Origin of the sequence: Pseudomonas sp. 22490, assembly GCF_052044465.1 — a bacterium.
Classification (GTDB): Bacteria; Pseudomonadota; Gammaproteobacteria; order Pseudomonadales; family Pseudomonadaceae; genus Pseudomonas; species Pseudomonas aeruginosa.
Genome location: NZ_JBQENS010000003.1, coordinates 19,110 through 31,707, shown reverse-complemented (window position 1 = coordinate 31,707; position 12,598 = coordinate 19,110). Strand labels below are relative to the sequence as shown.

Genomic DNA, 12,598 nt, shown 5'->3' with positions numbered 1-12,598 from the left:
CCATGCTGAGCGCCGCCCCGGGCGTCGAACTGGGCCTCGACGAGCTTCTGGAAATGCGCCACCGGCTCCACGAAGCGCGCCTGTTCTCCTCGCAGAACCGCCGCAGCCCGCTGGTCGGCCTGCATCACTCGCGCCTGCGCGGACGCGGCGTGGACTTCGACCAGGTGCGCATCTACCAGCCCGGCGACGACGTACGGACCATCGACTGGCGCGTCACCGCGCGCACCCGCGAGCCGCACACCAAGCTGTTCCACGAGGAACGCGAGCGACCGGTGTTCGTCCTGGTCGAACAGAGCCAGCGCCTGTTCTTCGGCTCCGGCCTGTGCTTCAAGGCAGTGCTGGCGGCACGCGCGGCGGCCTTCATCGGCTGGTCGGCGCTGGCCCACAACGACCGTATCGGCGGCCTGGTATTCAGCGACCGCGACTGCCACGAAATCAAGCCGCGACGCAGCAAGCACAGCCTGCTGCAACTGTTCAACCAGCTATTGCGGGCCAATCGCGAGCTGCGCGAGACGCCGGCCGAGCGGCCTGGCGAACTGTTCGGCCTGGCCCTGCGCCGCGCCCGCGAAGTGCTGCGCCCGGGCAGCCTGATCCTGGTGCTGTGCGACGAGCGCACACTCAATGACGTCGCCGAGCAGCAACTCAGCCTGATCGCACGCCATACCGACCTGGTGCTGCTGCCGCTGTCCGACCCGCTCGACCATGCCCTCCCCGCCGCCGGACTGCTGCGCTTCCGCGAAGGCGCCGCCGACCTCGAGCTGGACACCCACGCCGACGAGCTGCGCCAGGCCTATCGCGAACTGGCCGAGGCGCGCCGCGCGCGCTGGCAGCGGCTGGCCCAGCGACTGGGCGTGCCGCTGCTGCCGCTGTCGACCCAGGAAGACCTGGTGGAGCAGTTGCGGGACCTGCTGGAACAACACCAGCCGGGGTATCGCGCATGAATCCGCTCGACCGGCTGGAACCGCTGATCGCCCCCCTGCCCGTCGGCTGGTGGCCGCCAGCGCCCGGCTGGTGGCTGCTGGCCGCCCTGCTGCCGTTGCTCGGCTGGGGGCTCTGGCGACTGCGCCGGCACCTGCCGCGGCGCACCATCGCCACCCGCGGCGAAGCGCCGCTGGATCCGCTGCGCGAAGCGGCCCTGGCCGAACTGGCGGCGCTTGCCAAGCCCTACGGCAGGGCTTCCGCCGGACCCTGGCTGCAAGCCATCAACGGCCTGCTCAAGCGGGTCTGCAGGGCGCGCTGGCCAGATAGCGGCAGCCACGCCCTCAGCGGCCGCGCCTGGCTGGCGTTCCTCGACAACCGTTGCCCGGCCGCCGGCCTGACCCGCTGGATGATCCTGGTGGAAGGCGGCTACCGCGCCGACTGCACCCTCGACGACAAGGCCGTGGACGGCCTCGACGCCGCCGTCGCCACCTGGATTCGCAAGCATGTTTGAGTTCGCCTGGCCCTGGGTCTTCGCCCTCGCCCCGTTGCCCTGGCTGCTGCGTCTGGTGCTGCCGGCCGCCGACAGCGGCGAGGCGGCGCTCAAGGTGAGCTTCCTCGACGAACTCGAAAGCCTCGCCGGGCGTCGTGCCCGCGCACGCCTGCCGGCCTGGCGGCAGCAGGTGCGCTTCGCCCTGCTCTGGTTCCTCCTGCTGCTCGCCGCGGCCCGCCCGCAGTGGGTCGGCGACCCCCTGCCGCTACCCGCCAGCGGCCGCGACCTGCTGCTCGCGGTGGATGTCTCCGGTTCCATGGACTACCGCGACATGCGCTGGCAGGACGACGAGATCAGCCGCCTGGAACTGATCAAGAAACTCTTCGGCGACTTCATCGAAGACCGTCGTGGCGACCGCGTCGGCCTGATCCTGTTCGGCAGCCAGGCCTACCTGCAGGCGCCGCTGACCTTCGACCGGCACACCGTGCGGGTCTGGCTGGACGAGGCGCAGATCGGCATCGCCGGCAAGAACACCGCGATCGGCGACGCCATCGGCCTGGCGGTCAAGCGCCTGCGCCAGCGGCCTGCGGAAAGCCGGGTGCTGGTGCTGATCACCGACGGCGCCAACACCGGCGGACAGATAGCCCCGCAGATCGCCGCGCAACTGGCCGCCGAGCAACAGGTGAAGATCTACACCATCGGCATCGGCGCCGACCCGCAGCAAGGCGGCGTGCCCGGCCTGTTCGGCTTCAACCCGGGGCTCGATCTCGACGAGCCGACCCTGCGCGGTATCGCCGAGAGCACTGGCGGCGAATACTTCCGCGCGCGATCCAGCGCCGAGCTGGAAAGCATTTCCGCGACCCTCGACCGCCTCGAACCGGTCGCCCAGCAGACTACCCGGGCGCGCCCGGCCCTGGCGCTGTACAGTTGGCCGCTGGCCGCCGCCCTCGGCCTGAGTGTGCTGCTGGTGGCGCTGGAACTCTGGCCACGGGAAAACCGGACCTGGCCGCGCCGCCGTTCCGGGAGGCAACCATGAACCTGTTGCTGGACGCCTGGCCGCACTGGCTGCGCCCCTACTGGCTGCTGCTGGCGCCGCTGCTTGGCTGGTTGCTGTGGAAGCTGCTGCATCGCCAGCGTCGTGCCGGACGCTGGCAGTTGCTGTTGCCGACGGCCTTCCAGCCCTGGCTGCTGGTCGGCGGCGCCGGGCGGCAGAACCGCATGCCCTGGATCTGCCTCGGCATCGCCTGGCTGCTGGCCCTGCTGGCCTTGCTCGGGCCCAGTTGGCAGCAACTGGAACAGCCCTCGATGAAGCGTAGCGACCCGCTGGTGGCGATCCTCCAGCTGACTCCCGGGATGCTTGCCGGCGACCTGTCGCCGACCCGCCTGGAGCAGGCCCGGCGCAAGCTGCTCGACCTGCTTCGCACGCGCAACGACGCGCAGACCGCGATCGTCGTCTACGCCGGCAGCGCGCATACCCTGGTGCCGCTGTCGGACGACCAGCTCACCGCGCGCAACCTGCTCGACGCCCTGAAACCTTCGATCATGCCCGAGCCCGGCCAGCGCGCCGACCTCGCCGTGCGCCAGGCCCTCGACCTGCTGGAACAGGGCGCCCAGGGCCGCGGCCGCCTGCTGCTGCTGACCAGCGAGCTGAGCGAACCCGAGCGCCAGGGCATCCGCAGCGCCCTTGAGCACCGGGCGGCGCGCCTCGCCGTGCTCGGCGTCGGCACGCCGAAGGGCGCTCCGGTGCAGCAGGAGGATGGCAGCTTCCTCAAGGACGACCAGGGCGGCATCCTCCTGCCCAGGCTCGACGAAAGCGGGCTGCGCCGCTTCGCCGCGGAGATCGGCGCCGGCTACCAGCGCCTGCGGCCGAACGACCGCGACCTCGACAGCCTCGGCCTGCTGGCCCGCGGCGGCACGCTGGAGGAAGATCGCGAGAACGCCCTGCTGCGCCTGCAGCGCTGGGCCGACCAGGGTTACTGGCTGCTCCTGCCGCTGCTCCTGCTGGCCGCCTGTGCCGGACGGCGCGGCTGGCTGTTCTGCCTGCCGCTGTTGATGCTGAGCCTGCCGCAACCGGCCATGGCCTTCCAGTTCGAAGACCTCTGGCTGCGTCCGGACCAGCAAGGCCAGCGCCTGTTGCAACGGGGCCAGGCGGACGAGGCGGCGAAGCGCTTCGAGGACTTCCGCTGGAAAGGCCTGTCGCTCTACCAGGCCCGCGACTACGCCGCCGCGGCCCAGGCCTTCGCCCAAGGCGACCAGGCCGACGATCACTACAACCGTGGCAACGCCCTGGCCCGCCAGGGCGAACTGGAAGCCGCCGTCGACGCCTACGAACAAGCCCTGGAGCGCCAGCCGCAACTGGTCGCCGCGCAACGCAACAAGGCCCTGGTCGAGGAACTGCTGCGCCAACGCCAGGAACAGGCGGCGCAGCAGCAGGCCGGCGAGAACAAGGAACAGCGCCAGGAAGCGAGCCAGCAGAGCCCGCCATCCGGAAGCAGCCAGCGGCCGCCGCGCGACGCGGCGACCGTCGATGCGCAGAAGGCCCAGGCCGCGGCGCCCTCGACCAGCCTGCCGGAAGACGAAGGCGAGAAGACCGCCGGAGCACCCGGCCAAGCGCAGCCGCAGCCCAACGCCGAGGACGAGCGGACGGGCGACGAGGAAGCCGACGACGGACTCGACGACGAACGTCGCCAGGCCCTCGAGCAATGGCTGCGACAGATTCCCGACGATCCCGCCGAATTGCTGCGGCGCAAGTTCTGGTACCAACAGCAGCAACGCCAGGAAGCCACGCCATGATCCGCCTGTTCTGCAGCCTGCTTCTCGCGCTCCTCTGCGTTTCCGCCCATGCCAGCTTCAGCGCCAGCGTCGACCGCGCCCGCCTGACCGAAGGGGAAAGCGTCGAACTGACGCTGGAATCGGACGACCCGACCCTCTTCGGCAAACCCGACCTGAGCCCGCTGGACGCCCTCTTCGAGGTCCTCGGCACGCGCCAGGTCAACCGTCTCGCCACGCAGAACGGCCGGGCCCAGGCCACCACCCGCTGGATCGTCACCCTCCTGCCGAAGCAGAGCGGCTACGTGGCGATCCCGCCGATCAGCCTCGGCGCCAGCAGCACCCAGCCGATCAGGCTGCACGTACTGGAGGCGCGCGACCGCGCCAAGAGCAGCAAGCTGGCGCCGGTCTTCATCGATGCCAGCGTCGACCAGGAGACAGTCTACGTGCAGGCCCAGGCGATCCTCACCCTGCGCATCTACCACTCGGTGTCGCTATACGACGACAGCAGCCTGACCCCGCTGGCGATGAACGACGCGAAGGTCGAACAGCTCGGCGAGGCGCGCACCTACGAGAAGGAGATCAACGGCATCCGCCACGGCGTGATCGAGGTGCGCTACGCGATCTTCCCGCAGAAGAGCGGCACCCTGGAGATTCCTGCGCAAGCCTTCAGCGCTACCCTGGTCGACCGTGGCAGCGACGACTACAACCCCTTCGGCCCGCGCCCCGGCCGGCAGATGCGGGTGACTTCGCCGAGCATCCCGCTGCAGGTCCGGCCCAAGCCCGCCGACTATCCGGCCGACGCGCCCTGGATGCCGGCCCGCGCGCTGAGCATCAGCGAAAGCTGGAGCCCGCAGCCGGAGCAGGCACAGGTCGGCGAATCGCTGACGCGCAACGTGCTGCTGAAGGTCGAGGGGCTTTCCGGCACCCAGCTTCCGCCGTTGCCGCTGCCCGACGTGCAAGGCCTGCGGCGCTACCCGGACCAACCGCAGCTGGCCGACCAGAGCACCGACCAGGGCCTCATCGGCAGTCGCGAGGAGCGCGAGGCGCTGGTGCCCGAGCAGGCCGGGCGCATCGAGTTGCCGGCGCTCGAAGTGGTCTGGTGGAACACCCGCGAAGACCGCCTGGAGCGCACCAGCCTGCCACCGCGCACCCTGGAAGTGGCCGCCGCGCCGCAGGCCGAGGCGGAGCCGCCGGCGGCGGCGCTGCCGCTCGGCGAACGCCTGGAGCCGACGCTCTGGCCCTGGCAACTGGCTACCGCCGTGCTGGCCCTGACCACCCTGCTCGGCTTCGGCCTCTGGTGGCGCGCCCGCCAGCTGCCGGCGGTGATCCGCGCCGCGGCCAACGGCCCGAGCAGCCGCAGCCTGCTCGACGAGCTGCGCCGCGCCTGCCTGGCCAACGATCCCCAGGCGACCCGCCAGGCCCTGGACGCCTGGGCCCGTCAGCAACCCGATACCCTGGCCGACATGGCGGCCCGCTTCGTACCGCTGTCCGACGCCCTGGATGGCCTCAACGGCGCGCTGTACAGCGAGAGCGGCCATTCCTGGCAGGGCGAGGACCTGTGGCGGGCGATCCGCGCCCTGCCCACCACGGAACAAGCGCCGGCGGGAGCGGTCGACAATGGCGGCCTGCCACCGCTCTATCCGCGCTGAACGGCGCTATGGTTAGGACTGGCACGACATTCCGATTCCGCAAGAGGGCCCGCATGCGCTTCCGTACCCTGTACCTCGTCCTGTGCGGCCTGCTCCTGGGCCACGCCGCGACGGCCGCCGAACCGCCGACCGCGCCCACGCCGCCGACGCAGCCGGCCGAAGGGCCGGGCGGCGCGGCCTATCGCCATGCCAGCGTGCATCAGTGGCACTTCGGCGAAGGCGCTCGCGAATACTGGGTGTTCACCCCCGAGCAACCGGTCCCCGGCAACGCTCCGCTGGTGATCTTCCTGCACGGCTGGAGCGTGATGCAGCCGGACCTCTACCGCGCCTGGATCGACCATATCGTCCGCCGCGGCATGGTGGTGGTCTACCCGCGCTACCAGCCGGACCTGAAGACGCCCAACGCAGACTTCCTCGACAATGCCGCCGGCGCCCTCGGCGACGCCCTCAGGCGCCTGCAGGCCGGCGAGCTGGGGGTGCGCCCGCGGCTGAACCAGGTCGCCTACCTCGGCCACTCCGCCGGCGGACTGCTCGCCGCCAACCTGGCGGCCGCCAGCGAACGCCTGAAGCTGCCGGCGGCGAAGGCGCTGATGGTGGTCGAGCCCGGCAAGAGCCAGGGCAAGCGCTGGGACGGCGTGGCCCAGGAACGCCTGTCGGGGCTGGCCAAGGGCACCCTGCTGCTGGCGGTCTGCGGCGACGAGGACAGCCACGTGGCCTGCACCGACGCCAAGCGCATCTACCGCCAGAGCCGGCACATTCCGCCCAGCGACAAGAACCTGCTGCTGCTGCGCAGCGATCGCCACGGCGCTCCGCCGCTGCTGGCCAACCACGCGGCACCCACCGCGCCGGTATGCGGCCCGCAGTATCCGAAGGAAGAAGACAGCGACTGGTTGCTCGACCGCGTCGAGAAGCGCCTCGAAGTCCAGCAGGCCGAAGGCCGCTATACCGGCCACGACCCGCTGGTGATCGACGCCCTCGACTGGTACGGCACCTGGAAGCTGTTCGATGGCCTCACCGACGCGGCGTTCTACAACCGCAACCGCCAGTACGCCCTGGGCGCTACGCCGGAGCAGACCGGCATGGGCCAGTGGAGCGACGGCACCCCGGTGAAGCCGATCAAGGTGCTCAAGTAGGCGCGGGCAACGCCCGCGGCGAACCAGGCACAGCGTCCCATCCGTCATGCGAACAGATACCATGCATATCCACGTACTCGTCGTCGAAGACAACTTCGATCTCGCCGGCACCGTCATCGACTACCTCGAGGCCGCCGGGGTGGTCTGCGATCACGCCCGCGACGGCCAGGCCGGCCTCAACCTGGCGCGCGCCAACCGCTACGACGTGATCCTGCTGGACATCATGCTGCCGCGCATCAACGGCCGGCAGGTCTGTCGCCAGCTGCGCGAAGCCGGCCTGCAGACCCCGGTACTCATGCTCACCGCCCTGGATACCTTGCAGGACAAGCTCGACGGCTTCGACGCCGGCGCCGACGACTATCTGCTCAAGCCCTTCGAACTGCCGGAGCTGCTGGTCCGCCTGCAAGCCCTCAGCCGGCGCCGCAGCGGCCAGGCCCAGCGCCTGCAGGTCGACGACCTGGTGATGGACCTCGACAGCCGCCAGGCCAGCCGCGGCGGCACGCCCCTGGCGCTGTCCCCCACCGCCTGGAAGATCCTCGAGTGCCTGATGCGCGCCAGCCCCGCGCTGGTCACCCGCGAGCAGCTGGGGCGCAGCGTCTGGGGCGACGAGCCGCCGGAAAGCAACACCCTCAACGTGCACATGCACCACCTGCGCAGCACCGTCGACAAGGGGTTCGCCACCCCTCTGATCCATACCCTGCACAGCGTCGGCTTCCAACTGGAGCGCAAATGAAACGCGGCCTGAGCCTGATCCCCATCGTCGGTGGCGGCGTCAGCCTGATCCTCGCCGGGGTGTTGCTGGTCTACACGCGCATGCTCGGCGACTACGGCGAGACCGGCGCCCTCTACCTGCTCAGCATGATGATGGAAGAGGAAGGGCTGTACTTCGCCCAGCGCTACCAGGAAGACCCGGCTACGCCGGCGCCGGACAGCTACTACTTCAAGGGCAGCGTCGGCACCGCGGGGCTGCCGCCGAAACTCAGGGAGATGCTCGACACCCCGCCCTACAAGAGCATCGGCGCCATGCAACTGCTCGGCAACTGGGACGACGATGACGAAGAGGAGGATGACGACGCGCCCAGCGACGATGCCTACGTGGTGGTCCGCCAGCCACTGGCCGACGGCAAGACGCTCTACCTCTACGACAACGACGCCGCCGGCAGCATCGACACGCCGCTGTCCGACGCCATCATCGACGCCCGCGTCAGGCAGACCTGGATCGTCACCCTATCGGTCACCCTGCCTTCGCTGGCCGCCGTCGGCCTGCTGGTCTGGTTCATCGTCGCGCCGTTGCGCAAGCTGACGCGCTGGTCGATGACCCTCGACGACCTCGCCCCGGACAGCCAGCGGCCGCGCTTCAACTACCGCGAACTCAACGTGCTGGCGGATACCCTGTGGAACAGCGTGACCCGGATCAAGGACTTCAGCCAGCGCGAGGAGCGCTTCCTGCGCTACGCCAGCCATGAGCTGCGCACCCCGCTGGCGGTGATCGGCATGAACCTGGAGCTGCTCGACCAACCCGGCCGCGCGCCCTCCCCGCATGCCTTGCAACGCATCCGCCGCTCGGCGCTGGGCATGCAGCAGATGACCGAAACCCTGCTCTGGCTCAGCCGCGAGAGCGGCGAACTGCGCGACGACGGACACATCGAGGTCGGCCGCCTGCTGGAGGAACTGCTCGAGGAGCAGCAGGCGCTGAGCCAGCGCCGCGGCCTGACCTTCCACCTCGACGTGGAGCCACACAGCCTGCCGCAGACCCGCGCACGGATCATCATCGGCAACCTGCTGCGCAACGCCCTGCAGTACAGCGACGAGGGCGTGGTGGAAATCGTCGTGCGCGACCGCAGCCTGCTGATCAGCAACCCCATCGGTGCGGCCCAGGGCACGGAGGAGTCGATGGCGTTCGGTTATGGCCTGGGCCTCGACCTGGTCCAGCGCCTGTGCCAGAAGAGCGGCTGGCGCCTGCATTACAGCAGCGACGAGCAGCGCTTCCGCTGCGAGCTGCTGTTCCCCGCCACGCCGGACTGAAGCGCGACGGCCTTCCTCCGCACAAAAAAACCGCGGCCTGGGCCGCGGTCTTGGCGGGGCTCGGCGCGACTCAGTGAGCGAACAGCGAGGCCTTCCTGGCCTGCAGCTTGGCCGGGTTGATCAGGAAACGCGCCAGGGCCGGCAGCAGCCAGAGGGCGCCGAACATGTTCCAGAGCAGCATGAAGGTCAGCATCAGGCCCATGTCGGCCTGGAACTTGATCGCCGAGAAGATCCAGGTGGCCACGCCGATCGCCAGGCACAGGCCGGTGAACAGCACCGCCTTGCCGGTGGAGCGGAGGGTCTCGTAGTAGGCCTCCTGCAACGGCAGGCCCATGCGCAGGAAAGACTCCAGGCGGGTGTAGATGTAGATCCCGTAGTCCACCCCGATGCCGACGCCGAGGGCGATCACCGGCAGGGTCGCGACCTTCACGCCGATGCCCAGCGCCGCCATCAGCGCGTTGCCCAGCACCGAGGTGAGGATCAGCGGCAGGACGATGCAGAGGGTCGCGGCGAAGGAACGGAAGGTGATCATGCACATGGCCGCCACGCAGATGTACACCAGAACCAGGATGATCAGTTCGGACTGCTTGATCACCTCGTTGGTGGCGGCCTCGATCCCGGCGTTGCCGGCGGCCAGCTGGAACTGCAGGTCGTCCTTGTCGTTCTCCGCGGCGAAGGCCTGCACCGCCGCCACCGCGCGGTCGAGGGTCTCGGCCTTGTGGTCGTTGAGGAAGACCAGCAGCGGCGCCAGCGAGCAGTCGGTGTTGTAGAGACCGTCGGCACGGGCGATGGAGTTGTTCAGCACGTCCTGGTTGCGCGACAGAGTCTCCCATTTCAGGTTGCCTTCGTTCATCCCCTTGATCACCTGCTTGGACACGGTGACCATCGAGATCGCCGACTGCACGCCCTCGGTGTTCTCCAGCTTCCAGGCCAGCTCGTCCATGGCCGCCAGGGCCTGGTGGGTGGAGCAGCCTTCCGGGGAGGTCTTGACCATCACCACCAGCACGTCCGAACTGGTCGAGTAGTTGCGGATGATGAAGTCGTTGTCGAGGTTGTAGCGCGAGTCGGGACGCAGTTCCGGCGCACCCTGGTCGAGGTCGCCGATCTTCAGGTGCTTGCCATACCAGAGGCCGCCGCCGAGCATCAGCAGGGCGATGGCGATGGACACCGGGGCCACCTTCGGGCTGGCGAAGTTCGACAGCAGGCGCCAGAACGGGTGCTCGCGCACCGCGTCATCCTTGCTGCGCTGCACCGCCTTCTTGCTGATGCCGATGTAGGAGATCGCCACGGGCAGCAGGATCAGGTTGGTGAAGACGATCACCGCCACGCCGATCGAGGCGCCGATGGCCAGCTCGCGGATCACCCCGATGTCGATCACCAGCAGGGTGATGAAGCCGACGGCGTCGGCGAGGATCGCGATCATCCCCGGCAGGAACAGTTGGCGGAAGGTCAGCCGCGCCGCCATCAGCGCATTGTCGGCGCCGCTGGACTGCAAGGCGATGCCATTGATCTTCTGCACGCCGTGGGAAATACCGATGGCGAAGATCAGGAACGGCACCAGCATCGAATAGGGATCGAGGCCGAAACCGACCAGGTTGAGCAGGCCGAGCTGCCAGAGCACCGCGACCAGGGTGGTGATCAGCACGGCGATGGTGCTGCGGATGCACTTGGTGAACCAGTACAGCAGGACCAGGGTGATCAGCAGGCAGATACCGAAGAAGCCGACCACCATCACCAGCCCGTCGATCAGGTCGCCGACCTTCTTCGCGAAGCCGACGATGTGCACCTTCACGTTGGGGTTCTGCAACTGGTACTTGTCGCGGATCTTCTCTTCCAGCTCATGGGAGAACTGGCGGTAGTCGAGCTTGATCAGTTCGCTCTGGTTCTTCGGATTCGGGTACATCTCCAGCAGCGGTACGTCGACGATGCTCGACTTGAAGTTGTTCGCCACCAGGCGGCCGATCTGCCCGGACTTGAGCACGTTGTTGCGCAGTTCCTCCAGCGCCCGCGGCGAACCGTCGTAGGTCTGCGGGATCACCTCGCCGCCGGCGAAGCCTTCCTCGGTCACTTCGGTCCAGCGCACGCTGGGGCTCCACAACGACTTCAGGCCGGAACGGTCGACGCCGGGGATGTAGAACACCTCGTCATGGATCTGCCGGAGCGTCTCCATGTACTCCTTGGTGAAGATGTCGCCGTTCACCGCCTCCACCGAGATGCGCACGGTGTTGCCGAGGTTGGCCAGGTCGTTGCGGTGCTCGAGCATTTTCTGGATGAACGGGTGCTCCAGCGGGATCATCTTCTCGAAGCTGGTGGACGGCCGCACCTGGGTGGCCTGGTAGAACAGGAAGACGCTGACCAGCAGGCAGAGGAAGATCACCACCGGCCGGTTGTTGAAGATCAGGCGTTCGAGCAGGCTCGCCTTGTTTTGCTGATGCTGGTTCATGGCACTCATGCGACCCCCGCCTTATTGTTGTTGTTCGAGCGCGGCACCGTTCGCCGCAGCGAGGTGCACGCCGCCCTGGCCGACCAGGATCAGGTGGCCGTCGCCGGTGGCGCTGACGCCGGCCAGGGACAGCCGGTCGGGACGGTTGAACACGCTGAAGCTGCGCCCGCCGTCGGTGCTTTCGAGGACACTGCCGCCGTGGCCGACCACGACGATACGCCCGTCCGCCAGCAGCGCGCCGTCGGAGAGACCGAATTCCAGGTCGCCGGACGCCGCCTTCAGCGGTATCTCTTCCCAGCTGTCGCCGAAATCGGCGGAGCGGAACAGGTGGCCGCGCAGGCCGTAGACCAGCACGCCGCCCGCATCGGCGGTACCGATGGCGCCGAACAGCGAGCCCTCGTAGGGGCCTTCGAGTTTTTCCCAGGTGGCGCCCCAGTCCTTCGAGCGGAACAGGCTGCCGGCTTCGCCGACCACCAGCAGGCCGTTGTCCTTGACCGCGGCGATGGCGTTGAGGTGGAACTGGTCCTCGTTGTCCAAGCGCTCGCTGACGTCTTCCCAGTGCTGGCCGCCGTCGCGGGTCTCCAGCAGCGCGCCATAGGCACCGACGGCCAGGCCGTGCTGTTCGTCGGCGAACCAGATGTCCAGCAACGGCGCTTCGCGGCCGAGGTCCTCGAACTGCCTGGCCCAGGTGCTGCCGGCGTCGTCGCTGACGAGGATCTGCGCATCGTGCCCGACCGCCCAGCCCTTGCGCTCGTTGACGAAGAACACCGAGGTGAGCAACTGGCGGGTCGGCACCTTGGCCTGGGTCCAGGTCTTGCCGTCGTCGTCGGAGAGCAGGATATGCCCACGGTCGCCGACCGCGACCAGCCGCTTGCCGGCATGGGCGACGCTGAGCAGCAGGCTGCTGGCGGCCTTCGGCGACTCCACGGCGAATTGCGGCGGCGCGGCGGTTGGCGTCGACTCGGCCAGGACCGGGGTGGCGGCGAAGGTCAGAAGAGAAAGCGCCCCGAGAAACGACAGGGCCCTGCTGGCCAGGGGCGATCTGGAAGGAATGGCCGGATGCCGCAAAGCGTCCGCGGATTGGCCGGGCGAAGTGCGCCACGTCATGGGCTCACGCATGGATACCGTCCCCGTTGTTGTTATTAGTGGTTCGTGGTGAGCGTTA

General features: G+C 68.8%; 10 protein-coding genes. 8 read left to right on the top strand and 2 right to left on the bottom strand.

What is annotated here, in order from left to right; translation table 11 throughout:
- Positions 1 to 2: 2 nt before the first annotated feature.
- The 8 genes from ACTJJX_RS04200 (at position 3) to cprS (ending at position 8,990) form a co-directional block, all read left to right on the top strand.
- Positions 3 to 941, top strand: a complete 939-nt coding sequence (locus ACTJJX_RS04200) for a DUF58 domain-containing protein (RefSeq protein WP_003091295.1) — start codon at positions 3 to 5, stop codon at positions 939 to 941.
- Positions 938 to 1,432: a DUF4381 domain-containing protein gene (locus ACTJJX_RS04195; RefSeq protein WP_003113947.1), complete on the top strand. Its 495-nt coding sequence runs from the start codon at positions 938 to 940 to the stop codon at positions 1,430 to 1,432. The genes ACTJJX_RS04200 and ACTJJX_RS04195 overlap by 4 nt, the downstream gene beginning before the upstream one ends.
- Entirely contained in the window at positions 1,425 to 2,447 is a 1,023-nt protein-coding gene (locus ACTJJX_RS04190; RefSeq protein WP_004350938.1) for a vWA domain-containing protein, read from the top strand. Before ACTJJX_RS04195 ends, ACTJJX_RS04190 begins: the two co-directional genes overlap by 8 nt.
- Complete coding sequence (locus tag ACTJJX_RS04185; protein WP_003119769.1) at positions 2,444 to 4,204, top strand: VWA domain-containing protein; 1,761 nt, start codon at positions 2,444 to 2,446, stop codon at positions 4,202 to 4,204. Before ACTJJX_RS04190 ends, ACTJJX_RS04185 begins: the two co-directional genes overlap by 4 nt.
- Positions 4,201 to 5,832, top strand: a complete 1,632-nt coding sequence (locus tag ACTJJX_RS04180; protein WP_003113945.1) for a BatD family protein — start codon at positions 4,201 to 4,203, stop codon at positions 5,830 to 5,832. The genes ACTJJX_RS04185 and ACTJJX_RS04180 overlap by 4 nt, the downstream gene beginning before the upstream one ends.
- 53 nt (positions 5,833 to 5,885) lie before the next feature.
- Entirely contained in the window at positions 5,886 to 6,965 is a 1,080-nt protein-coding gene (locus ACTJJX_RS04175) for an alpha/beta hydrolase fold domain-containing protein (protein WP_016852655.1), read from the top strand.
- Positions 6,966 to 7,026: 61 nt separating this feature from the next.
- Positions 7,027 to 7,698, top strand: a complete 672-nt coding sequence (cprR, locus tag ACTJJX_RS04170) for a cationic peptide response regulator transcription factor CprR (protein WP_003091311.1) — start codon at positions 7,027 to 7,029, stop codon at positions 7,696 to 7,698.
- Positions 7,695 to 8,990 (top strand): cationic peptide sensor histidine kinase CprS, encoded by a 1,296-nt coding sequence (gene cprS / locus ACTJJX_RS04165; protein WP_003110077.1) that lies wholly within the window; start codon positions 7,695 to 7,697, stop codon positions 8,988 to 8,990. The genes cprR and cprS overlap by 4 nt, the downstream gene beginning before the upstream one ends.
- A 70-nt stretch (positions 8,991 to 9,060) precedes the next feature.
- On the opposite strand, the gene ACTJJX_RS04160 is transcribed toward cprS, so the two are convergent.
- A complete protein-coding gene (locus ACTJJX_RS04160) occupies positions 9,061 to 11,442 on the bottom strand; it encodes an efflux RND transporter permease subunit (protein ID WP_003110076.1) in 2,382 nt (793 codons plus the stop codon).
- 12 nt (positions 11,443 to 11,454) lie between these two features.
- Positions 11,455 to 12,552, bottom strand: coding sequence for a WD40/YVTN/BNR-like repeat-containing protein (locus ACTJJX_RS04155; RefSeq protein ID WP_003158751.1), 1,098 nt, complete (start codon positions 12,550 to 12,552; stop codon positions 11,455 to 11,457).
- Positions 12,553 to 12,598: the final 46 nt, after the last annotated feature.

Coding starts and splice junctions, on each gene's coding strand:
- ACTJJX_RS04200 (WP_003091295.1), top strand. CDS start 3: ATGCTGAGCGCCGCCCCGGGCGTCGAACTGGGCCTCGACGAGCTTCTG.
- ACTJJX_RS04195 (WP_003113947.1), top strand. CDS start 938: ATGAATCCGCTCGACCGGCTGGAACCGCTGATCGCCCCCCTGCCCGTC.
- ACTJJX_RS04190 (WP_004350938.1), top strand. CDS start 1,425: ATGTTTGAGTTCGCCTGGCCCTGGGTCTTCGCCCTCGCCCCGTTGCCC.
- ACTJJX_RS04185 (WP_003119769.1), top strand. CDS start 2,444: ATGAACCTGTTGCTGGACGCCTGGCCGCACTGGCTGCGCCCCTACTGG.
- ACTJJX_RS04180 (WP_003113945.1), top strand. CDS start 4,201: ATGATCCGCCTGTTCTGCAGCCTGCTTCTCGCGCTCCTCTGCGTTTCC.
- ACTJJX_RS04175 (WP_016852655.1), top strand. CDS start 5,886: ATGCGCTTCCGTACCCTGTACCTCGTCCTGTGCGGCCTGCTCCTGGGC.
- cprR (WP_003091311.1), top strand. CDS start 7,027: ATGCATATCCACGTACTCGTCGTCGAAGACAACTTCGATCTCGCCGGC.
- cprS (WP_003110077.1), top strand. CDS start 7,695: ATGAAACGCGGCCTGAGCCTGATCCCCATCGTCGGTGGCGGCGTCAGC.
- ACTJJX_RS04160 (WP_003110076.1), bottom strand. CDS start 11,442: ATGAGTGCCATGAACCAGCATCAGCAAAACAAGGCGAGCCTGCTCGAA.
- ACTJJX_RS04155 (WP_003158751.1), bottom strand. CDS start 12,552: ATGCGTGAGCCCATGACGTGGCGCACTTCGCCCGGCCAATCCGCGGAC.